Source organism: Carnobacterium divergens DSM 20623, from assembly GCF_000744255.1.
Taxonomy (GTDB): domain Bacteria; phylum Bacillota; class Bacilli; order Lactobacillales; family Carnobacteriaceae; genus Carnobacterium; species Carnobacterium divergens.
This window is the reverse complement of record NZ_JQLO01000001.1, coordinates 2288323-2310549: the sequence shown is the minus strand read 5'-3', so window position 1 is coordinate 2310549 and position 22227 is coordinate 2288323. Positions and strand designations below refer to the sequence as shown.

Genomic DNA, 22227 nt, shown 5'->3' with positions numbered 1-22227 from the left:
GATCACGGCTTTTTTTTTATAAAATAATTATGTTTCACGTGAAACATAATAAGAGGCTAGCTAGAATAAATCCCTAGATTATGGTAAAATAAGAGAGTATCCCCTATTGAATACACTTGCTAAAAGAAGGAGTATGATATGGAAAAAAAGTTGCCTCATGAAAAACTCCCGAGTTTTTTAAAAGATGAAAAGCTGAGAATTGCAACATTTGTTCTAAGTGGATTATTGGTTTTAATTGTTATTTTAGCATTTTTTGCTAAGTTTTATATTGGTTTAGCATTATCTGTTTTATTTATTATTGTTCTTTTATTGCTTTATTATTCAATGAAAAAAATCACAGTAGAAACAAATAAATATATTGCTGATTTATCTTATCGAATAAAAAGAGGAGAACAAGAGGCTTTAATTAAAATGCCTATCGGTATTTTGCTGTATAATGAAAAGTATGAAGTTCAATGGACAAATCCTTATTTACAGCTTTATCTTGGAAAAAAAGAAGTATTAGGCAAGAAAATTGATGAGATCGATTTGGAATTGGCCAACGTTATTAAAAATAATAAAACAAAAGGTTTAAGCAATGTAAAATGGGGAGATAAAGAATTTCAAATTATTGTTCAGGATGATATTAAAGTTATTTATTTAATGGATATTACGCAATATTATAAGATAAAAGAACAGTATGAAGAAGAACAATTGGTTATTGGAAATATCTTTATCGATAACTACGATGAAATTGTTCAATCAATGAATGATCGTAGTACTTCCAATTTAAATAACTTTGTAACAACACAATTATCTAATTGGGCAAAAGAGCATCACATTTATTTAAAACGAGTTTCTGAAGATCGATTTATTGTGTTGATGTATTTGAAGTCATTGCAAAAAATTGAAGAAGAAAAATTTAGTATCATCGATCGTGTTCGTGAACGTACATCTAAACAAAACTTCCCACTAACCCTCAGCATAGGTCTTGCATATGGAGATAAAGATTTAAGCAATTTAGCAAATCTAGCTCAAAGCAATTTAGATTTGGCATTGGGTCGTGGTGGAGATCAAGTAGTTGTAAAATCAAGTGAGGAAGATGCTCGCTTTTATGGTGGAAAAACGAACCCAATGGAAAAACGAACACGTGTTCGTTCTCGGATGATTAGCCAAGCATTACAAGAATTAATGAAACAGTCAGATCAAATTTTTGTGATGGGGCATAAATATCCAGATATGGATGCAATCGGTTCTTGTTTGGGTATTCGCCGTATTGCAGAAATGAACCATAAAGAAGCGTGGATTGTTGTAAACCCAGATGAATTTAGTAACGATATCTCAAGATTAATGGATGAGGTAAAAAAAGATGCAAATATTAGTAAGTACATCATTACTCCAAAAGAAGCTGCTGAAAAAATGACAGCAACAAGTTTATTGGTGATGGTTGATATGCATCGTCCATCTATTTCAATTGCACCTGAATTGTTAACCCTAACGAACCAAATTGTTGTAATTGATCACCATCGTCGTGGCGAAGAATTTCCAGAAAATCCAGTATTGGTTTATATTGAACCATATGCATCGTCAGCTGCTGAATTGATTACTGAATTGTTTGAATATCAATCAAACGAATCAGATCCAATCAATAAAATTGAAGCAACTGCTATGCTCGCTGGAATTATTGTAGACACAAGAAGTTTTTCTCTTCGAACAGGTTCAAGAACCTTTGACGCTGCGAGTTATTTACGTTCTTGTGGAGCAGATTCGGTTATGATTCAACGATTACTGAAAGAAAACGTAGATACCTATTTATTGAGAAGTCATTTGATTCAATCAATTGAATTTGTGAAATCCAATTTGGCAATTGCAACTGGTGAAGAGGATGAAACCTACGACACTGTAGTCGCTGCTCAAGCTGCAGATACCATGCTTTCGATGGCAGATGTAGATGCATCCTTTGTGATTACGAAGCGAGCAGATGGACGTGTTGGAATCAGTGCGAGAAGTCTTGGGGAAATCAACGTTCAAATTATTATGGAAGCACTTGGTGGAGGCGGGCACTTATCAAATGCTGCCACGCAACTTAGCGATGTTACGATAGCTGAAGCTAAAGAACAATTAGAACAAGTTATTAATGGACAAAATAAGGAGGAATAATAAATGAAAGTCATTTTTTTAGAAGATGTTAAAGGTAAAGGCAAAAAAGGAGAAACAAAAAACGTAGCAGATGGGTATGCACAAAACTACCTAATCAAAAATGGATTAGCAAAAGAAGCCAATTCATCAACATTAAGTGAACTAGCAGGACAAAAGAAAGCTGAAGACAAACACAACGCAGAAATTTTAGCAGAAGCGAACCAATTAAAAGGTTTATTAGAAGATGATAAACATGTAATTGAGATGAAAGCAAAAGCTGGAGAAGATAGTCGTTTATTTGGTTCAATTACCTCAAAACAAATTGCAGATGCAGTAAAAAAACAATATGATATTAAATTAGACAAACGTAAAATTGATTTAACAACTCCTATTCGCAATCTAGGCGTAACAAAAATAGATGTTAAAATACATCCAGAAGTTGTGGCAACACTGACAGTGAATGTTTCACAAGAAGCGTAGACTAAATAATTTAAAGGCCAAAGCAGTTTTATAAGACTGTTTTGGCCTTTTTTCTATTCATTGTATTAAGTTGATTTTTGCGGTAAAATAATAAGACTGAAACAAATTAAGAAGCCGCTCCAAGTAAAAGAAATTTACTTATGAAAGGAAGATAAAAATTGGTGAATGAAGCTTTTCAAGACCGATTGCCGCCACAAAGTATTGAGGCAGAGCAAGCCGTTTTAGGTGCTATTTTTCTTGACCCCGAAACAGTCGTAGGCGCATTGGAATTTTTAGAGGCACAAGATTTTTATCGTCGTGGCCATCAAATTATTTTTCAAACAATGTTAGAATTAAATGACCGCAATGAGGCTATTGATGTTGTTACGGTTATGAATAGTTTAGAATCAAAAAATCAGCTGGAAGATGTTGGTGGAATGCCTTATCTAGCTGAACTTGCGATTGCTGTGCCAACAGCTGCGAATATGGAACATTATGCAAAAATTATTGAGCAAAAGTCAATTTTAAGAAAACTAATTCATACAGCAACAGATATTGTAACTCAAGGATATGAAGAAGGAGAAGAGCTAGGAGCCATTTTAGATCAGGCTGAACGTAGTATTCTCGAAGTATCTGAAAGACGAAATAGCAACGGTTTTTTAGCGATTTCAGACGTGTTAAATAGTTCAATCGCAGAAATTGATCGGTTGTATCAAAATGATGAAGAAATTACAGGTCTTCCAACAGGTTATCAAGCTTTGGATCAGATGACTGCCGGCCTGCAATCAGAAGAATTAATTATTTTGGCAGCACGTCCCGCTGTAGGGAAAACAGCCTTTGCGTTAAATATCGCACAAAACATTGGAACAAAGACAGATGAGACGGTTGCCATTTTTAGTCTAGAAATGGGAGCGGAATCTTTAGTCAATCGGATGCTATGCGCCGAGGGCAGTATTGATGCCAGTCATTTACGAACAGGGAATCTTTCAGAAGAGGAATGGCAAAGTCTAATTGTAGCGATGGGGAGCCTATCGAAGGCGAGTATTTATATTGATGATACACCAGGAATTCGAATTGCTGAAATTAGAGCGAAATGCCGTCGTTTAGCTCAAGAAAAAGGCGGACTAGGATTGATTTTAATCGATTACTTGCAATTGATTGAAGGTAGTGGGAAAGAAAGCCGCCAACAAGAGGTTTCTGAAATTTCCCGTCAGTTAAAAAAATTAGCGAAAGAATTAAAAGTACCCGTTATTGCATTGTCGCAACTGTCTCGTGGCGTTGAGCAAAGACAAGACAAGCGGCCTGTTTTAAGTGATATTCGTGAATCTGGATCTATCGAGCAAGATGCAGATATTGTTGCCTTTTTATACCGTGATGATTATTATGATCGTGAAGGTGGAGATGACGACGATGATGGCGATCGCGATGCAGCTGGAGAAGATAATATTATTGAAGTCATTATTGAAAAAAACCGGAGTGGCGCTCGTGGTACGGTGAAACTATTATTTGTTAAGGAATACAATAAATTTTCCTCCTTATCCTACATGCCAGAACCGCCTATGTAACATGAAGAGTGATCTTAACGGATCACTTTTTTATTTTTTAAATTCGTTCGTATTTTTGCTGATATTTTAGTTTAAATTAATAAATTGTTCGTTTTTATGCCTTTTTATTTTATTATTTAAATCAAATATTCGTTTTTACCTTGAATCCTTTATGCAAAACTGATAGAATTAGATGTATTTGGTTTTTATAAATAAAATTAATGAGGTGTTCATATGTCTTCAGTAGTAGTTGTGGGAACACAATGGGGCGATGAAGGAAAAGGTAAGATTACAGATTTTTTAAGTGAAAATGCGGAAGTGATTGCACGTTACCAAGGTGGCGATAATGCAGGACACACAATCAAATTTGACGGTGTGACGTACAAATTACACTTAATTCCTTCAGGTATTTTCTATAAGGAGAAAATTAGCGTTATAGGAAATGGCGTTGTGGTAAACCCAAAATCACTTGTAACTGAATTGGCTTACCTAAAAGATAAAAATATTGATACGGATAATTTACGTATCTCAGATCGCGCACATGTTATTTTACCTTATCATATCCACTTGGATCAATTGCAAGAAGATTCAAAAGGAGATCAAAAAATTGGAACAACCATTAAAGGGATTGGTCCAGCATATATGGATAAAGCAGCACGTGTTGGGATTCGAGTTGCTGATTTATTAGACAAAGAAATTTTTGCTGAACGCTTACGTATTAACTTAGAAGAAAAAAATCGTCAATTCGTTAAAATGTTTGAGTCAACACCTATTGAATTTGATGATGTTTTTGAAGAGTATTATGAATATGGTCAACAAATTAAAAAATATGTATGTGATACATCCGTTATTTTAAATGATGCATTAGATGCTGGCAAACGTGTTCTTTTTGAAGGCGCACAAGGCGTAATGCTAGATATCGATCAAGGAACGTATCCATTTGTTACGTCTTCAAACCCTGTTGCCGGTGGTGTAACAATCGGGAGTGGCGTTGGTCCATCTAAAATTGATAAAGTTGTAGGGGTATGTAAAGCTTATACAAGCCGCGTTGGTGACGGTCCTTTTCCAACTGAATTATTCGATGAAGTGGGTCAACAAATTCGTGAAGTAGGGAAAGAATACGGTACTACAACAGGACGCCCTCGTCGTGTGGGTTGGTTTGATACAGTTGTAATGCGTCATGCAAAACGTGTTTCTGGAATTACAAACTTATCTCTTAATTCAATTGATGTTTTAAGTGGGTTAGAAACAGTTAAAATTTGTACCTCTTACGAACGTAACGGTGAAACAATTTTCCATTATCCAGCTAGCTTAAAAGAATTAGCTGAATGTACACCGATTTATGAAGAGTTGCCAGGTTGGAGTGAAGATATTACGGGATGTCGTACCCTTGAAGAATTACCGGCTAATGCACGTAACTATGTGCACCGCGTTTCTGAATTAGTAGGCGTTCGCATTTCAACATTCTCAGTAGGCCCAGATCGTAACCAAACGAATGTCTTAGAAAGTGTTTGGGCACAAATTTAGGTCACTTAACTTTAAAAGAAAAGGCTAGTATTTCCAATATGGAGATACTAGTCTTTTTTGACTAGAGAGAGGTTGTTGTAGAAATTGGATTTAAAAGTTATACTTTAATTGTCCAGTCTGCCACCCAGTAAAGGAGTAGTATAATGAAAAGAATTCAAACAATTTATGAGGTGCTAAAAAAACAAGGAAATAAGGGCTTAACAACAAAAGAAGTCTCTAGTTTAACGTCATTTAGTCGTAATAACGTAAGTTCTGATTTAAATGAACTCGTGAGAATGGGCAAAGCACGTAAAGAGTCGGGAAAACCAGTATATTATTTTCCAAAGGAAGAAAAGAAAACGCTATCTAAAGAGAGAGGATTCGACTTATTTTTAATTGAAAATCCCTCATTGTCCAAAGCAATTGAGCAAGCTAAAGCAGCTGTCTTATATCCCCCCAATGGCATGAATACCTTACTATTAGGCGAAACTGGAACAGGGAAGTCAATGTTTGCTGAAATGTTATTTTCATTTGGAAAAGAAATGAAGCGCTTTACTAAAAATGAGCAGCTAATTAGTTTTAATTGTGCTGACTATAGCCACAACCCACAGATGCTTTTAGCGCAATTATTTGGTGTGAAAAAAAATGCCTTTACTGGGGCCAATGATGATCGCAAAGGCTTGATTGAATTGGCAAATCAGGGAGTGCTATTTTTAGATGAAGTTCATCGATTGCCACCAGAAGGTCAAGAGATGTTGTTTACTTTTATGGACAAAGGGACATTTAGAAGGCTAGGAGAAACAGAAAATGAACGTAGCTCACAGGTGATGATTGTAGCAGCGACAACTGAAAATCCAGCAACTACATTATTAGAAACCTTCGTTAGAAGAATGCCCATGGTAATTAAATTGCCAAATCTTAAAAGTCGACAGTTAGAAGAACGATTTGCACTCATTAAGTATTTTATCAATCAAGAATCAGCAAAACTAAAAGAGCCAATTACCGTTTCTGTAAATTCATTAAGAGCTTTTTTAAGTTATGAATGCAGACATAATATCGGAGAGTTAAAATCAGATGTTCAATTAGCCTGTGCTAAAGCGTATGCGGAATACTTATCCAATCATGCAGAAAAGATTCAAATTTCAGCATTGGATTTATCTGAAAAAGTAAATGCAGGATTATTGTTGGAAGTTCAACATCGTAAACTTTGGAATAAAATTATTGGCATTAATCAGCGATATTTTGAATTTTCAGGAGAGGCAACACACTATTTAGAAGAACCGATTGATCAACAAGATATTTATGAATTGATTGATCATAAAAAAGTTGAATTAACCCACTTAGGGATTAGCGGAAAAGAATTAGAAGAGAATTTAAATAAGGAGATTCATTTACATTTTGAAGAGTATATGAATCAAGTAAAGAAGGATTCGAATCAACGCTATATTGAAAATTTAGTAGATCAACGTATTATTTCGAGTGTAGAACGAATGATTCAATATGCGGAAAGTCAGTTGGAGACGGTATTTGGCAATCGCGTTTTTTATGGATTGGCACTACATCTTGAAAAGGCAGTGTCGCGTGTTAAAAAGAATCATTATTATGAAAATCAGTTGTTTGAAAATACAGAAGAAAGTCATCCGCGAGAATACCAAGTTTCTTATGACTGTATTCGGTTATTCAATCAAGAATTTGAAATTGAATTGCCAATCAGTGAAGCCAATTATCTAACGCTATTTTTTGTGTACGGCAACCATACAAAAAAGCAAGTTCAAGAAGTAGTACACGTTTTTGTAGTCACTCACGGAGAGTCGACAGCAACCTCTATTGTGAATACAGTCAATCAATTATTAGGTGAAGAATACGGGATTGGATTTGACGTACCTCTATCTGAAAAACCACAAGACTCGCTTCTTCGAATTAAAGCGTATATTCAAACGCATCAAATCAAGGCGCCTATTTTATTTATGGTGGATATGGGATCGTTAAATACTTTTGGAAATGAGATTAGTAAGACCTTTGGGATAGACACTCAAACGATTCAATTGGTGTCCACTTTACATGTTTTAGAAGCAGTCCGAAAAGCCATGTTGGGCTATCCCTTGCAAGCTGTCTATAAGGAAACCCTAGCCGTTAATCTTTTGATTGAAGAGGAACTTCAAGAGCATAGTAAAAAAAATTCAATCAAATTTGCTATCGTAACGATTTGTACAACGGGTGAAGGAACGGCAAAAGTCTTAAAAAATATACTAACAACAGAATTGAATTTTGATGAAGAGGTACTTGAGATTATTGCAATCAATTTAATTGATAAGGAAGATATTTATGCAAGACTAGCCAGTTTGTCCAAAACTTATGAAATTATCTGTATAGTGAGTCCTTTTCATTTAGCTTTTCAATACCCTCATTTTGATTTAGTAGAGGTGATTGAAAAATCTAAAATCCAGGAGATTCAGCAATTAGTTGATTTGGCAGAAACCTATGGGAAATTAGGAAAGACGCTAGCTGGACAGTTGAAGTATGTTGATTCAGAGGAAGTTGTGGTGGATGTAAAGAAACTGATTACAGCTCTAACAATTCAATTTTCGATCGAATCAAATTTAAATGTGTTGATTGGATTTGCTTTTCATTTAGCGTGTATGATTGATCGAGAGTTTGGTGGCGAAAAAGGGACAGAATTTTTAGATAAAGAATTTTTCATGAGGAAACATGCAGATGAAATTCAATTAATTCAAGAAGCATTAAGAAGTATTGAATACAAATATCAGATCAACATCAGTGAAGATGAAGTGTGTTACATGGTTTCATTTTTTATCAATACACATTAAGACACATCCAAAAGCACATGGCTAATAACAGAGCTGTGTGCTTTTTAATGTGTCTTGGCACGTTTTTTGCAATAGTAGTTAGTATCAACCAAAAAAGGGGAGAATAAAGATGGAAATCAAAATAACGCTTGTATGTGCAGGTGGAATGTCTACAAGTATTTTAGTTCAAAAAATGCAAAAAGCGGCTACCCAATTTTATCCTAATGATACGATTCGTATCGTGGCTTCAGCAGAAAGCAAGTTTAAAAAATTAGCAGATGAAACGGATATTTTATTACTAGGCCCGCAAGTAATGTATATGAAGAAGAAGATCGAAGAACAGTACGCAGATAAAGGTTTTCCAATCGTTGTTATTAATAGTGTCGATTACGGCATGATAAATGGTGAAAAAATATTAAACGAAGCAATTCATTTAGTCAGAAAATAAAAAGGAGAGATACGATGAATTTAGAGCAGGCAGTGATGCAGATTATTGTAGGGGCAGGAAATGCAAGAAGTTTAGCGATGGAAGCAATTGACATAGCTCAATCAGGTGAAATTCAAGAAGCAAAAGCAAAATTAGAAGAAGCCAATGAAAAATTAAATGAGGCCCATAACGGTCAAACAGCGTTACTTACAAAAGAAGCTAGTGGCGAAAGGGTCGAAGTGACATTGCTTTTGATTCACGGGCAAGACCATTTAATGAACGCCATGACGGTTCGTGATTTAGCAGATAAATTTGTTGGGTTATATGACAAGATGAGGGGGAATTAAAAAATGAAATGGGCTAAAATACAAGAAAACATGCAAGTAGTGATGGGGAAATTCACCAGTAATCGGTACATTCAAGCCCTGTCTGATGGTTTGATGACATTATTTCCATTAATGATTGTTGGCGCGATGTCTTCGTTGTTATATGCACTGCCGATAAAAGGCTATCAAAGCTTCATTACGTCAACGGGGATTGCAAAGGCGATTAATATTCCATATGGAATTACAACGGGTCTGATTGCGATTTATGCGGCTTATATGATAGGGTATAAATTAGCAGATTCATTTGATAAAGATGGTGCAATGGGGGGGATTCTGAGTTTAATGGCCTTCTTTGTTGTAACACCGATTACGATATTTGATGAGAAAATTCAAACATTAAACATGCAGTATCTAGGTTCACAAGGATTATTTGTTGCCATTATTGTAAGTTTAATTGCAAGTCGTATTTACGTATTAATTTTAGACCAGAAATGGGAAATCAAGCTTCCTGAAAGCGTTCCTCCAACAGTTAGCAATTCTTTTAATAGTTTGATTCCAGGTATTGTCATTGCAGTTATTTTTGTAGTGATCAGTCAATTAGTGGCACTGACTGCCTATGGAAATGCCCATGACTTGATTATTCAATTGATTCAAGGTCCATTGCAAAAACTAGGCGCGAATTTACCAGCAGCATTGGTTTTAGTTTTCTTAATGCAATTTTTATGGTTTTTGGGAATTCACGGTTCAATGGCGACAATGGCTATTTTATATGCGGTTTATTATCCATTAGATTTAGCCAATTTAAACGCATTTAATGCAGGCTCACCGTTACCGTATATTGTGACAATGTCTTTTATCATGCAACAAAAAGGCGCACACAATTTAGCCTTTGCCATTTTATTAGCCTTTAAAACCAAAAGTACCCAGTTAAAAACAGTCGGACGTTTAGGGTTATTGCCAGCTGTTTTTGGAATTAGTGAGCCACTGAAATTTGGTGTTCCAATGATTTTAAACCCGTATATCTTAGTTCCGATGATTGGTGCTCCGATGGTGAATATCGTGATTTCTTATTTTGCTATTGCAGCGGGCTGGGTGCCTCGTTTAAACGGCGTTATGGTGCCAACAGGTATGCCTGAGATTGTCAAAGGAATCTTTATGGGTGGTTGGCAGTTAGTTGTGCTAAATGTCGTTTTATTGGTGGTATCCATTCTTATTTATCTACCATTTGTCGGTATGCTAGATACAAATAAAGTAAAAGCAGAGGCAGTTTTTGAAAAAGAGTCATAGGAAGTTAGGAGGGATTTTTTGAACTATCCAAAATTAATTGTAACACGCGAAAATAAAATTTTAACGATTGATTGGTCGAGTTTTAGCAGCGATATTTATCAGTTATGGATTGGTACAGAGCCTAATAATGAAACGAAAGTGTTACAAATAGCTGAAAAACAAGATTTTATTAAAATCAAAGCAGAATTTCCAATTTATTTTTTCCGAGTATTATTGAAAAATGGAACAGAATTTTTTACTCGGGAAGGTTTAGTTGATTTAGAAGGAACCGTTAATTTTCGAGATTATGGAGGTTGGCAGGGATCTGATGGGAAAAATGTTGTTTTTGGTAAATTGTATCGGTCAGATGTCTTGTCTCAACTAACTTCGCAAGATCTTGAGTACATTCAAAACCAATTAGGTATTAAAACCGTGATTGATTACCGTAATGAAGCAGAACGAGAGGCTAATCCTGATAGGGAATGGTCAGAAGCTACGTTTTATCACTTAGATCCCAATGCGGATATGGCTGCAATTGCCTCAAATACTTCTGAAAAAAGTGTTGCAATGCATCAAAAGCATTCATTTAAAGAAATGTTAGAAACAGTTGAAGGCCGAGCAAAAATCAAGAAACTAAAAGCCAATATGATTGAACAATATCGTCAATTTGTTTTATCCCCACAATCTTTAACCGTTTATCGTAAAGTGATTCAGCTTCACTTGAAAGAAGAAAATACACCTATTTTACAACATTGTAAAGGTGGAAAAGACCGAACTGGATTTGGTGTTGCTGTCATTTTATTATTATTGGGTGTTTCTGAAAAAGATGTAGCAACAGATTTCTTTTTAACAGACGAGTATCGTAAAGAACATATCGCCAGTCGGATGAAACTTTATAAAAAATATACTGAAGATAAAGAGGTATTAGATAATTTACGGGCATTAACGTCTTCAGAACCTGAATATTTGGCGGCTACATTTGAAGCAATTAAAGAAATTTATGGAAGTTTTGATCAGTTTGTTCAAGAAGGATTAAAGATTTCGCAAGAGGAAATTAAGTCATTAAGGTCTTTGTATTTAGTCTAAAAAGAACCAAGTAGAAAATAAACTGCTAGAGTATCTAAAAACTCAGTAGTTTATTTTTGTTATTTTAAATAAAATTACACATATAGTATAAAAAAAAATTCCCAATTATTTGGTTATTTTATGAAATTAATTTCAAGTATGCGTTTACATTTGTGCGAAGGGGTGCTATATTATTAAATAGAAAATGTTATCTTTAAGAGTTTATCAGCTGATAGAAAAAATACAAAAAGTAGAAAGAAGGATGCTTGATGTTAGATTTTCTAAAAAATGTTCCTGTTCCAAAAAGTACATTAACCATTTCAGAACAGCGGAAACGTTGGTTTAAAGAATTTATGAAACCGTTTTTTGTAGTGGTGATGATTTATATCACTATGTATTTGATTCGGAATAATTTTAAAGCAGCGCAGCCATTATTAAAAAGCCAGTTAGGGTTTACTACTACTGATTTAGGCTATATTGGTTTCACTTTTTCAATTGTCTATGGTTTTGGTAAGTTTATTTTAGGCTACATTGTTGATGGAAAGAATACGAAGAAAATTTTATCTGTGCTTTTATTTTTATCTTCTCTAACTGTTTTATGTATGGGTTTTCTATTTACGATGAATCATGTACCACTTGGCTGGATTGTTGTACTTTGGTCATTGAATGGTCTCTTTCAATGTGTTGGTGGACCTAGTTGTGCTTCTGTTATTACGCAATGGACGACTAAGAAAAATCGAGGACGATATATTGGTTTATGGAATGCATCGCATAATATTGGCGGCGGCTTAGCGGGAATTTTTGCTATCTGGTGTGCGCAAACATTCTTTAAAGGAAATGTAGCCGGGATGTTTATTTTGCCCGCTGTTGTTGCGGGTGTAATTGCTGTGATTACTTTTTTTATTGGAAAAAACCGTCCAGAGGATTTAGGCTGGGCATCTAGCGAAGAAATCTTTGAAGAGCCTGTTGAAGAAGCAAATCAAGAAGCAGAAGATATGACAAAATGGCAAATTTTCAAAAAATACCTTTTAACGAATCCTTGGATTTGGTTATTGTGTGTGTCGAACGTTTTTGTGTACATCGTGAGAATTGGAATTGATAATTGGGCACCATTGTATGTCACGGAACACTTGAACTTTAGCAATGAAGCAGCAGCGAATACGATTTTTTACTTTGAAATGGGTGCGCTAGTAGGCTGCTTAGCTTGGGGATATATTTCTGATTTCTTAAAGGGACGTCCAGCATTAGTTGCAACGATCAGTAGTTTTTTATTACCGATTGGGATTATTGGTTATCAATTTGGGACGACTGAATTGATTATTAATGGATCATTGTTTATGTTGGGGATGATGATTTTTGGTCCACAATTATTGATCAATATCTCAATGCTTGGTTTTGTCCCTAAAAAAGCAACGGTTGTCGCAGGTGGATTGCTAGGAGCATTTGCGTATTTGTTTGGTGATTCAATGGCAAAAATTTTACTAGCAAAAATTTCAGATCCAACTCAAGCAGGTGTGAAGTTATTTAATACAGTTCTTCATGGGTGGGGTGATACATTTATTATTTTCTATATCGCTGTTGTGATTATTATTGTATTATTAGGAACGGTTGCATTTGCAGAAGAAAAACGAATTCGACAAGCTAAAATAGAAGTATAAGAAAGGGTGAAGCAGGATGGAAGTTACAAATTTTAGAGATTTAGGTGGATTAAAAACAGAAGATGGAAAAACAATCAAACATCGTAAACTTTTGCGTTCAGGTGATTTATCAAATTTAAGCAGTCAAACAGTCAATGAGCTGATAAATGATTATAAGCTGGCAACAATTGTTGATTTTAGAAGAGAATTTGAAATTCAGCAGTCTCCAGATACAAAAATTCCAAAAGCAGCTTACATTAATCTTGATATTTTAGGGAAAATGGGTGCTAAAAATTCATCCCTAGAAGATTTTGCTCGATTAAAATCAATTGATGCAGTAGATAATCATATGAAAGAAGTTTATACAGATTTGATTTTAAACCCAGGGGCGCAAGAGGGATTTAAAGAATTTATGGAAATTATTGTTGCGAACAAAACAGGTTCTACCGTATTTCATTGTTTTGCAGGAAAAGATCGTACTGGTTACGCAGCAGCTTTAATTTTAGCTTTGCTAGGAGTTCCAGAAGAGGAGATTATGAACGATTTTTTACTAACAAATACAGAAAGAAAACAAGCCAACGATCAGTTATTGGATACCTTTAGAGATAAGGGAATGGATGAGGAAGAAATAGCTGCTTTGTCAACAGCTTTGTATGTAAAACCAGCATATTTAGATTATGCTTTTTCCTTAATTAAAGATCAGTATGAAACGGTTCTAAATTATGCTGAACAAGCTTTAGACTTCGATAAAGAAAAAGTGAGTCAATTAAGATCACTTTATTTAGAAGCTTAGAAGAATAAAGAAAAGTAACGTTATCAAGCGTTGCTTTTTTTTATGAGTGGCTGTCGTGATTAAAAAGATTGAAATTTCTTTTTTGATTTGTTTTATCAGTCTTTTTTTGCGATAATTATAAGATAATAAGAAAATAGAAAGTGGGATTTGAGTCGTGGAAAAAGAAAAACAACAGCTGAGCATTGAAGTTGCAAGACTTTACTATCAATCTGATTTTAGCCAACAAGAAATTGCAACCAAACTAAAAATTTCTAGACCGACAGTATCCAGACTGCTCACGTATGCAAAAGAAAAAGGCTTTGTGCAAATCAAAGTAACCGATCCTTTTGCTGATCTTGAAACATTAGGAAATAAAATCAAAGAGAAGTACAATTTATTAGAGGCTCATGTTGTTTTTTCACCAACAGCAAAGTACCAAATCATCACAGAATACATTAGTAAGTTCGCTGCTGAATACCTAGAATCCCATGTTAAAAATGGTGATATTTTAGGTGTAAGTTGGGGAACAACAATGTACGAAATTGCTAGGAAAATAACACCACAGCAAGTAAAAGGTGTGGAAGTTGTACAATTAAAAGGCAGCATTAGTCATTCAGACGTGAACAATTATGCAAATGAAACGTTGGCGCTATTTGCTGAAGGATTTCAAACGACAGCACGTAATTTGCCATTACCAGTGGTATTGGATAATGTTGTGGCTAAAGAACTAGTGGAGCAAGATCGCCATATCCATCAGATCATTGAAATGGGTAAAAAAGCGACGATTGCCATGTTTACGGTAGGAACAGTTCGTGATGAAGCATTGTTATTTCGACTAGGTTACTTTAACAATCAAGAAGTTCATTTTCTAAAAGAGAATGCTGTTGGCGATATTTGTTCACGCTTTTTTGATAAAAAAGGCAATATTAGTGATAAAGAGATTAACCAACGAACAATTGGGATAGAATTAGCAGACTTGCGTAAGAAAGAGCAGTCTATTTTAGTTGCGGGTGGCGAGCGAAAAGTCGAAGCAATTAATGGTGCTTTAGTTGGAAATTATGCGAATGTATTAATTATTGATCAATTTACGGCTGCAGAATTATTAGCCTATTAAAAAACTTAGTTCATCTATTTTTAGTATATGCAAAAAAGAGCCACTTACTTTTTAAGCGATCTATAAAAATAAATTGACTGGTAAAGATTGAGATACTGATCTCTAAACTTACTAGCCAATTTTTTTTTTTTTATGAAAAAACATAAGCAATGAGCTTGTTTTCCTAGATAGGCTGTAGATACTTGTAACACGAAAGAACGAAAAAGTCATTAATTTAGTAATATTGGCTTTAAATTTTTCGGTGTTAGTATTAGCTAAAAAGAAATTGAACATAATTTCATATTATGTTTTACATATGTTCAAAGAAAGGTTATAATAAAAATATAAATCGAACTAGGAGTGATACAAATGAACGTAGCAAAAATGATTGATCACACACTTTTAAAACCAGAAGCAACAAAAGAAGCGGTTTTAAAAATAATTGAAGAAGCAAAAGAATACAAATTTGCATCCGTATGTTTAAATCCATATTGGGTAGCACTTGCAAGTAAAGAATTAGCGGGCACAGGTGTTGACATTTGTACCGTTATCGGTTTTCCATTAGGCGCAAATACTTCTGCAACAAAAGCGTTCGAAACAGAAGATGCAATTAAAAATGGCGCAACTGAAGTTGATATGGTAATTAACGTAGGAGCTTTAAAATCAGGGGACGAAGCAACCGTATTAAATGATATTAAAGCCGTTGTTAATGCAGCTAACGGAAAAGCTTTAGTGAAAGTTATTCTTGAAACATGTTTGTTAACAGACGAAGAAAAAATCCGTGCTTCTGAATTATCTGTTGAAGCAGGAGCCGATTTTGTTAAAACATCGACTGGTTTCTCAACTGGTGGCGCGACAGCAGCAGATATCGCTTTGATGCGTAAAACCGTTGGACCAACTATTGGAGTGAAGGCATCAGGCGGAATCCGTACAACAGAAGATGTAGATGCAATGATTAAAGCAGGAGCTTCAAGAATTGGTGCAAGTGCAAGTGTTGCAATCGTAACAAATGACAAACAAGCTAAAACAGACGGCTACTAAAAATAAAATGATGAAAAGATAGGGAGTATTAAGCTACCTATCTTTCCATCAACAATAAAAAGTAACCGTATTCAACATGCAGTACAAATAACTTTAGTCCTCTAATTAGGACAATAAAAGAAGAATGGAATGGTGAAGAACATGAGAATGGTAGATGTTATTGAGAAAAAAAGAGATGGCAAAGAATTAACAACTGAAGAAATTCAATTTTTTATTAATGGATATACAGACGGTTCGATTCCTGATTATCAAGCAAGTGCATTAGCAATGGCGATTTATTTCCAAGATATGACAGATCGTGAACGCGCTGATTTAACAATGGCAATTGTAAATTCTGGCGAAACCATTGATTTATCTGCAATCGAAGGAATTAAAGTAGACAAACATTCAACAGGTGGCGTGGGTGACACGACAACCCTTGTTTTAGCTCCTTTAGTGGCGGCTTTAGATATTCCAGTAGCTAAGATGTCGGGGCGTGGTTTAGGGCATACAGGCGGAACGATTGATAAATTAGAAGCAGTCGAAGGCTTCCATGTAGAAATTACAAAGGATCAATTTATTGATTTAGTCAACCGTGATAAAGTAGCGGTGATTGGTCAAACGGGGAATTTAACACCAGCAGATAAAAAAATCTACGCATTACGTGATGTAACAGGAACGGTTAACTCCATTCCACTAATAGCAAGTTCAATTATGAGTAAAAAAATTGCAGCTGGCGCGGATGCGATTGTTTTAGATGTAAAAACTGGAGCAGGCGCCTTCATGAAAACACAAGAAGATGCTGAAAACCTAGCCCATGCAATGGTACGTATTGGAAATAATGTTAACCGCCAAACAATGGCTGTTATTTCAGATATGTCACAACCACTAGGATTGGCTATCGGAAATTCACTAGAAGTAAAAGAAGCGATTGATACCTTAAAAGGTGAAGGTCCAGAAGATTTAACTGAATTAGTATTAATTTTAGGCAGCCAAATGGTTGTTTTAGCTAAAAAAGCTAAAGATCTTGAAGAAGCACGCAAAATGCTGATTGAAGTGATGGAAAATGGCAAAGCCTTAGAAAAATTCAAAGAATTCCTAAACAATCAAGGTGGCGATGGATCGGTTGTAGACAATCCAGAGAAATTACCGCAAGCAAAATATTTAATCGAAGTTCCAGCAAAAGAATCTGGCGTTGTATCGAATATGGTGGCCGATGAAATTGGAATTGCAGCGATGTTACTAGGCGCAGGGCGTGCAACGAAAGAAGATGAGATTGATTTAGCAGTAGGGTTAATGCTACGTAAAAAAGTAGGAGATGCTGTTGAAAAAGGGGAATCATTAGTAACCATTTATGCAAACCGTGAAGACGTTGAAAATGTAAAAGAAAAAATCTATGAAAATATTACGATTTCAGAGCATGCAACTGAACCAAAACTAGTTCACAGTGTGATTGTAGACTAACTATTAAAAGCTAAGATTCATTCTAAACAGAATGGACCTTAGCTTTTTTTAATTAGTAGGTTTCAATTTTTTGTTTTTCAAAATTTTGAAGAGTTTCAATTAAATTAGTCCAATCATTTTCTAGCGGCAAACTATTCCAGTAAAAAGTCGGTGTTGATTGATTATTAAGATAGAAATCAGATAAAATCAAATCAACATTTTCTTCAGTTTGTTCCGTTAGTAGTAATTGAAAAGGAAGGTTATTGAGCTTTTGGAGTAAAGAACGTTTTTGTAAGTTATCTAGCTTTGTAACCACTAGAATTTTAATTTGCGGTTGATAATTTTCGGTAGCTAATTGTGTTTCTATTAATTTCGTGACACTATCCTGAAAATGGTAAGAATTATTTCTAGAACATTTATTTTTAGTAAAAAGTTGTGTTAATTCAGCCTCATAACGATAAGTAAAAGTAGATGAATGCGTTGGCTTTTCTAAAAAGTGAATATATGAATCTCCTAAGTGATCGGCTGAATACATCAAGTAAAGAAGTTCTTCTTTAAAAATTGATGACAGGTGAATTTTCGGGAAAATGACTTTGATATTTTCTAAAAATTGAGTTGTTTTTTTAACTATTGGCTCATCCTGGATGTGTAAAAGAGAATCAGTTGGGATTTTTAAGATATTTTGGATAATAAAAAATAGCTCTCATTTGTTTCATTAGGAATAGTAAATTTGTTTAGAAAATTATCGATTAAAGGCTGGAGAACTGAAAAAAGAGGATGATGTTCTGCAACCTTTTGATAGAGCGTTTCTCGATAATCAATGTAATCCTCTAAGATATACCTTGTTTCACAAATAGCCAGCCAATAGCGAAGTTTCTCTTTTTGAATTAATGACAGCTTTTGAAAAGTTAGTTGTTCCAACTGCCCAATGAGTGGCTCATACTTTTGAGCAGAAACGAGATGAAATGGCCAAGCAATACCATTACAAGTATGAAAATAATACAAAAATGCAAAAAAACGAATTCGTACTTCTGAACCATTTAATTTTAAAGGAGAAAGGTTGTAAGATATTTTGAAAGGTTTCAACAATTGATTCATTAAGCGAATGTGACGATATAGGTAACTGTAACTCACAAATTGTTTTTTTGCATAAGAATCGATCGTTTCATTTTGGTAATGAAAATTGTACGAAAAAAAGGAATAAAATAGTGTTTCTTTTTCAATGTCATAATAAAGAGTGTTCATCGAAAAAGAATTCTTTTTCGATAAATAATAGCCCTCTTTCGTTTTAATAAGTCGAATGTGTTGTCTATAGTTAGCTAAATAAGGTTCTAAGTCGGATAAATAATTTAGTAAGGTTTTTCCGCTAATATTCAGTTTTGTACTTAAAACACTCGCTGAGCAAGGAAGATTTTGAGCGGCTAATAATTTTAAAATTTCAATTTTTCGATAGGCAATTTTATCTAAGTTAGCGAGATTAGGTAACATTTATATTTTTATCCTTTCGTGATTCAAGAGTTTTCTTATTTCTAGAAATACCTTCTTTTTTTAAATGATTGTAAATAGTCGCAGTCGAAACATTGCAGATTTTAGCAATTTTAGCGACAGATAAATCCGAAGTGTGGTAAAGGTGTAATGCTTTTTCAAGTTCCTTGGTCCGAGGTGGACGACCTAATTGTTTTCCATTTAATTTAGCAGCATCTAAGCCAGCCAATACCCGTTCTCGAATCAAATCAGCTTCCATCTCTGCAAAGGCACTCATAATGGTAAAGAAAAAACGACCCATTGGAGTGGAAGTATCAATATTATTTTGAATGCTGATAAAATTAATATTATTTTTTTCGAATTCTTCTAATAAGTTTAGTAACTGTTTTGTTCCTCTTGCAAGGCGATCTAATTTGAAGATGACGAAAGTATCGCCTGGTTTTAACGAGGCTAATGCTTTATTCAATTCAGCACGCGCAATTTTTCGGCCGCTTTCATATTCTTTGTATATTTTATCGACACCGTATAATTCAAGCGCTTTTTGCTGAGAATCAAACTTTTGTTGATGTGTGCTTACTCGCATATAGCCAATTATTGCCATCTGTGTGGCTCCTTTCATAATAAACCTAAATTCTGTGTATAAAGATTATTTTGTTTTTGCTATGAAACTAGATTGTTGAAAGATGATTAAAAAAATGATGTGAAATATGTTCGTTTTCTGTTATTAAATAAAGCGCGCTTTTTTACTATTGACTTTGATATATATCTATAATAAACTTATGATTTTTTGACCAATAAAATAACTAGATATATAAAATTTTTTATTTTTTTAAAATGCCTATACTAAAGGATTTCTTATTTTTTTGGAAATCTTTTTTTTCGTTTTACTTGATTTTCTAATTATCATATGTTTTCTAGACTAGTATTTACCTATCAAATATGGAGTTAACACAAAATGGAATAACGAACGAAATAAAATGAAGGGATAGTGAGTAAAAAATGAATGAAGATTACTGGTCAGATGTCACGGTCTATAATGTTTGTTTTCGAACAGAAGATAATCGTTTAATTAACAAAATGTTGATTTTTCCAACGTCATTTAATGAATCAACCGTTAAAGAATCAATTGAAAAGTCCTTTTTTAAATTGAAAAAAATTGAACTTATTGAGGAATTTCAAGAGGCGTTGCTGATTTCTTTGTAAAGCATAGGAACAAGAGTGATTGAAGGGGGGTGAGATGAGACTAGTCTGATTGCTGAAAATAAGTAAAAAAGATTGAGGCTAGTAATTCATTAAGAAAATCAAAAAGAAAGGAGAAAACAAATGAAAAGACTTATAAACCTATTTGTTGTTACTCTCTTACTTTCTTTTAGTTTTATATTAACGGATGAAGTAAAGGCGGAAAGCTCAACGGAATCAGAGGTAGGAATTACCTTTGAAGGAGAAGAATACGAGCCACCCAATTTTCCTCAACCTAATGATGATTCAGACATTAACATTCCATTAATAGACCCACCTATCCAAGGGAAGTTGCCACAAACAAGTGAGTCTGTTAATCGTGGTTCTCTGTTAGCAGGGTTATTTTTAATGTTGATTGCTTATTATATAGCAATCAAAAAAAGAGATGAGAATGAATCAAAATCAAGAATGTAAAACTATATCCGATTTAGATAGAAAGGTGGAAGGAAATGAAAGTAGTTATCAAAAAAAGTTTGTTGGGAATAGTAGCATTATTAGGTTTGAGTGTGTTAGTGCCACATGCATTAGCCGCTGAAACAAATAGTCAAGTTGACTCAAATGTAGATCTTTCGTACATCAAAAATGATGAAATGACAAAACCAATCGATCCGTCAGAACCAAAGGATGAGATTGAGGATAAGCCAGGTACAGGAGAAAAAGGACCGTTAAGCATTGATTATGCATCCTCCATTTCATTTGCGAAACAAAAAGTCTCAGGAGCAGAAAGAATCTATTACGCTCTTCCAGATTTTGTAACCGTTAAAGAAACGGGAATTAAAAAAGAAGTACCAAACTATATTCAAGTAACCGATAATCGCGGAACAGCTTCAGGTTGGACGCTTCAAGTGAAACAACAAAGTGCTTTAAGATCTGCATCAGGTTCAGAATTAAAGGGTGCGTTTCTTACACTAAACAATGCAACTGCAAGTTCTAAAAATGGTCAAGTAGATGCTGCAGCGAAACCAAGCACGCGTTCAAACGTTGACCTTGTTGTAATAAACACAGGTGAAGGTGAATTCTCAACACTTATGTCTGCTAAAGGGGAAAATGAAAATCAAGTTGGTCAAGGAATTGGCACATGGACGACTGGATTTTTAAAGAATGCAGATAATACTGAAGGGGTTCAAGTAACCGTTCCTGCAAATCTTAAAATCAATCAAGAAAGTTATACAACAACACTTGTCTGGCTATTGAGTGATACGCCAGGTAACTAAAAAAGTTAGAACTATTCAAACTTAGGGGGAAAGAAAATGAAATTAACAAAAATTAGTTTAATGGGGTTAGTTGTTTCATCCAGTTTTGCGCTAGCGGTTCCTGCATTTGCAGAATCAACACTTAAACCTAATGAAGCTGCAACAGAACAATCACAAGCAGATATCTTCTTTAAACAAAAACCAGTTGATCCAGAAAACCCAAATAACAGTGGACCACTTATGATTAAACGAATTTCTGCCATTGATTTTGGTGAACAACTAATCTCCGGGAATGACACCACATATTATGCAAATTATCGTGATTTAGATAAAGAATATGATGTTGATGGAAATGTTATTGGAGAAAATATGCCTGCTTATGTGCAAGTAGAAGATAATCGTGGAACCAATAAAGGTTGGCAACTTTTCATTAAAAATGATGGATTTAAAACAAATGACGCTGCTCAAACTGAGTTGAAAGCAGCTGATTTAACATTCAATGTTACTTCTGTTCAAGGGGCAACTGTTTCAAATAATCAACCAAGTACATTACCCGATCAATTTCTTAAAGAAAATGGCGTGACGTTAACAAATGAGTATCAATCATTAGTAACGGCAACAGATGGTAAAGGAATGGGAACTGTTGATGTATTGATGGGTGAAAAAAATACAAATGGAACAGTGACAAACAAAGCTATTTCATTATTTGTACCAGGTTCATCAACTAAAGCAAAAGATGCCAAATATACAACATCTATCACATGGTTATTAATGAACGATCCAATAACAGCAACAACAAAATAAACTACTAAGTCAGAGTACTTAAG

Annotated in this window: 21 protein-coding genes; 18 read left to right on the top strand and 3 right to left on the bottom strand. The window is 34.5% G+C overall.

Features of this window, described 5'->3' with window-relative positions:
• The first annotated feature begins 138 nt into the window (after positions 1-138).
• From BR52_RS11020 to BR52_RS10955, 14 genes are all read left to right on the top strand, one after another.
• On the top strand, positions 139-2139 hold the full coding sequence (locus BR52_RS11020) for a DHH family phosphoesterase (protein ID WP_034572687.1): 2001 nt from the start codon (positions 139-141) through the stop codon (positions 2137-2139).
• 3 nt (positions 2140-2142) lie between these two features.
• Positions 2143-2598 carry a 50S ribosomal protein L9 gene (gene rplI / locus BR52_RS11015; protein ID WP_034572684.1) on the top strand — a complete coding sequence of 152 codons (456 nt, stop codon included), beginning with the start codon at positions 2143-2145 and terminating at the stop codon, positions 2596-2598.
• Positions 2599-2759: 161 nt separating this feature from the next.
• Positions 2760-4142, top strand: coding sequence for a replicative DNA helicase (gene dnaB, locus BR52_RS11010; RefSeq protein WP_034573890.1), 1383 nt, complete (start codon positions 2760-2762; stop codon positions 4140-4142).
• Positions 4143-4355: 213 nt separating this feature from the next.
• The gene (locus BR52_RS11005) at positions 4356-5648 is read left to right on the top strand and encodes an adenylosuccinate synthase (RefSeq protein ID WP_034572681.1); all 1293 of its coding nucleotides are present in this window, start codon (positions 4356-4358) and stop codon (positions 5646-5648) included.
• Positions 5649-5791: 143 nt separating this feature from the next.
• On the top strand, positions 5792-8455 hold the full coding sequence (locus tag BR52_RS11000) for a sigma-54-dependent transcriptional regulator (RefSeq protein WP_034572678.1): 2664 nt from the start codon (positions 5792-5794) through the stop codon (positions 8453-8455).
• Between the two features lie 109 nt (positions 8456-8564).
• The gene (locus BR52_RS10995; protein WP_034572674.1) at positions 8565-8882 is read left to right on the top strand and encodes a PTS sugar transporter subunit IIB; all 318 of its coding nucleotides are present in this window, start codon (positions 8565-8567) and stop codon (positions 8880-8882) included.
• Positions 8883-8896: 14 nt separating this feature from the next.
• On the top strand, positions 8897-9208 hold the full coding sequence (locus BR52_RS10990; RefSeq protein WP_034572671.1) for a PTS lactose/cellobiose transporter subunit IIA: 312 nt from the start codon (positions 8897-8899) through the stop codon (positions 9206-9208).
• A gap of 3 nt (positions 9209-9211) precedes the next feature.
• Positions 9212-10474 carry a PTS sugar transporter subunit IIC gene (locus BR52_RS10985; RefSeq protein WP_034572668.1) on the top strand — a complete coding sequence of 421 codons (1263 nt, stop codon included), beginning with the start codon at positions 9212-9214 and terminating at the stop codon, positions 10472-10474.
• An 18-nt stretch (positions 10475-10492) separates the two neighbouring features.
• Positions 10493-11539 (top strand): tyrosine-protein phosphatase, encoded by a 1047-nt coding sequence (locus BR52_RS10980; RefSeq protein WP_034572664.1) that lies wholly within the window; start codon positions 10493-10495, stop codon positions 11537-11539.
• A gap of 248 nt (positions 11540-11787) precedes the next feature.
• The gene (gene uhpT / locus BR52_RS10975; protein ID WP_034572661.1) at positions 11788-13176 is read left to right on the top strand and encodes a hexose-6-phosphate:phosphate antiporter UhpT; all 1389 of its coding nucleotides are present in this window, start codon (positions 11788-11790) and stop codon (positions 13174-13176) included.
• 16 nt (positions 13177-13192) lie between these two features.
• Positions 13193-13948 (top strand): tyrosine-protein phosphatase, encoded by a 756-nt coding sequence (locus BR52_RS10970; protein ID WP_034572658.1) that lies wholly within the window; start codon positions 13193-13195, stop codon positions 13946-13948.
• A 154-nt stretch (positions 13949-14102) separates the two neighbouring features.
• Positions 14103-15041, top strand: a complete 939-nt coding sequence (gene deoR / locus BR52_RS10965; RefSeq protein ID WP_034572655.1) for a DNA-binding transcriptional repressor DeoR — start codon at positions 14103-14105, stop codon at positions 15039-15041.
• 348 nt (positions 15042-15389) lie between these two features.
• Positions 15390-16061 (top strand): deoxyribose-phosphate aldolase, encoded by a 672-nt coding sequence (gene deoC, locus BR52_RS10960; protein ID WP_034572652.1) that lies wholly within the window; start codon positions 15390-15392, stop codon positions 16059-16061.
• 141 nt (positions 16062-16202) lie between these two features.
• Positions 16203-17504, top strand: a complete 1302-nt coding sequence (locus BR52_RS10955) for a pyrimidine-nucleoside phosphorylase (protein WP_034573887.1) — start codon at positions 16203-16205, stop codon at positions 17502-17504.
• Between the two features lie 52 nt (positions 17505-17556).
• Here the strand turns inward: BR52_RS10955 and BR52_RS10950 are convergent, their stop codons facing one another.
• The 3 genes from BR52_RS10950 to BR52_RS10940 all read right to left on the bottom strand — a co-directional run bounded on the left by BR52_RS10950 (position 17557) and on the right by BR52_RS10940 (position 19569).
• Positions 17557-18018, bottom strand: coding sequence for a PTS sugar transporter subunit IIB (locus BR52_RS10950; RefSeq protein WP_034572649.1), 462 nt, complete (start codon positions 18016-18018; stop codon positions 17557-17559).
• Positions 18019-18155: 137 nt separating this feature from the next.
• Entirely contained in the window at positions 18156-18971 is an 816-nt protein-coding gene (locus BR52_RS10945; protein ID WP_034572646.1) for an AcpB/EbpR/MafR family transcriptional regulator, read from the bottom strand.
• Positions 18961-19569 carry a recombinase family protein gene (locus BR52_RS10940; RefSeq protein ID WP_051915716.1) on the bottom strand — a complete coding sequence of 203 codons (609 nt, stop codon included), beginning with the start codon at positions 19567-19569 and terminating at the stop codon, positions 18961-18963. Before BR52_RS10940 ends, BR52_RS10945 begins: the two co-directional genes overlap by 11 nt.
• 398 nt (positions 19570-19967) lie before the next feature.
• Here BR52_RS10940 and BR52_RS10935 point away from each other — a divergent pair, with 398 nt between their 5' ends.
• The 4 genes from BR52_RS10935 (at position 19968) to BR52_RS10920 (ending at position 22204) form a co-directional block, all read left to right on the top strand.
• Positions 19968-20171 carry a hypothetical protein gene (locus tag BR52_RS10935; protein WP_034572643.1) on the top strand — a complete coding sequence of 68 codons (204 nt, stop codon included), beginning with the start codon at positions 19968-19970 and terminating at the stop codon, positions 20169-20171.
• Positions 20172-20291: 120 nt separating this feature from the next.
• The gene (locus BR52_RS10930; RefSeq protein WP_034572640.1) at positions 20292-20621 is read left to right on the top strand and encodes an LPXTG cell wall anchor domain-containing protein; all 330 of its coding nucleotides are present in this window, start codon (positions 20292-20294) and stop codon (positions 20619-20621) included.
• A gap of 35 nt (positions 20622-20656) precedes the next feature.
• A complete protein-coding gene (locus tag BR52_RS10925; protein WP_051915715.1) occupies positions 20657-21421 on the top strand; it encodes a WxL domain-containing protein in 765 nt (254 codons plus the stop codon).
• 36 nt (positions 21422-21457) lie between these two features.
• The gene (locus BR52_RS10920; RefSeq protein WP_051915714.1) at positions 21458-22204 is read left to right on the top strand and encodes a WxL domain-containing protein; all 747 of its coding nucleotides are present in this window, start codon (positions 21458-21460) and stop codon (positions 22202-22204) included.
• Positions 22205-22227: the final 23 nt, after the last annotated feature.

What these genes read in the sequence shown, in the direction of transcription:
- BR52_RS11020 (WP_034572687.1), top strand. Translation starts at nt 139, where the DNA reads ATGGAAAAAAAGTTGCCTCATGAAAAACTCCCGAGTTTTTTAAAAGAT.
- rplI (WP_034572684.1), top strand. Translation starts at nt 2,143, where the DNA reads ATGAAAGTCATTTTTTTAGAAGATGTTAAAGGTAAAGGCAAAAAAGGA.
- BR52_RS11005 (WP_034572681.1), top strand. Translation starts at nt 4,356, where the DNA reads ATGTCTTCAGTAGTAGTTGTGGGAACACAATGGGGCGATGAAGGAAAA.
- BR52_RS11000 (WP_034572678.1), top strand. Translation starts at nt 5,792, where the DNA reads ATGAAAAGAATTCAAACAATTTATGAGGTGCTAAAAAAACAAGGAAAT.
- BR52_RS10995 (WP_034572674.1), top strand. Translation starts at nt 8,565, where the DNA reads ATGGAAATCAAAATAACGCTTGTATGTGCAGGTGGAATGTCTACAAGT.
- BR52_RS10990 (WP_034572671.1), top strand. Translation starts at nt 8,897, where the DNA reads ATGAATTTAGAGCAGGCAGTGATGCAGATTATTGTAGGGGCAGGAAAT.
- BR52_RS10985 (WP_034572668.1), top strand. Translation starts at nt 9,212, where the DNA reads ATGAAATGGGCTAAAATACAAGAAAACATGCAAGTAGTGATGGGGAAA.
- uhpT (WP_034572661.1), top strand. Translation starts at nt 11,788, where the DNA reads ATGTTAGATTTTCTAAAAAATGTTCCTGTTCCAAAAAGTACATTAACC.
- BR52_RS10970 (WP_034572658.1), top strand. Translation starts at nt 13,193, where the DNA reads ATGGAAGTTACAAATTTTAGAGATTTAGGTGGATTAAAAACAGAAGAT.
- deoC (WP_034572652.1), top strand. Translation starts at nt 15,390, where the DNA reads ATGAACGTAGCAAAAATGATTGATCACACACTTTTAAAACCAGAAGCA.
- BR52_RS10955 (WP_034573887.1), top strand. Translation starts at nt 16,203, where the DNA reads ATGAGAATGGTAGATGTTATTGAGAAAAAAAGAGATGGCAAAGAATTA.
- BR52_RS10950 (WP_034572649.1), bottom strand. Translation starts at nt 18,018, where the DNA reads ATGTATTCAGCCGATCACTTAGGAGATTCATATATTCACTTTTTAGAA.
- BR52_RS10945 (WP_034572646.1), bottom strand. Translation starts at nt 18,971, where the DNA reads ATGTTACCTAATCTCGCTAACTTAGATAAAATTGCCTATCGAAAAATT.
- BR52_RS10940 (WP_051915716.1), bottom strand. Translation starts at nt 19,569, where the DNA reads ATGGCAATAATTGGCTATATGCGAGTAAGCACACATCAACAAAAGTTT.
- BR52_RS10935 (WP_034572643.1), top strand. Translation starts at nt 19,968, where the DNA reads ATGAATGAAGATTACTGGTCAGATGTCACGGTCTATAATGTTTGTTTT.
- BR52_RS10930 (WP_034572640.1), top strand. Translation starts at nt 20,292, where the DNA reads ATGAAAAGACTTATAAACCTATTTGTTGTTACTCTCTTACTTTCTTTT.
- BR52_RS10925 (WP_051915715.1), top strand. Translation starts at nt 20,657, where the DNA reads ATGAAAGTAGTTATCAAAAAAAGTTTGTTGGGAATAGTAGCATTATTA.
- BR52_RS10920 (WP_051915714.1), top strand. Translation starts at nt 21,458, where the DNA reads ATGAAATTAACAAAAATTAGTTTAATGGGGTTAGTTGTTTCATCCAGT.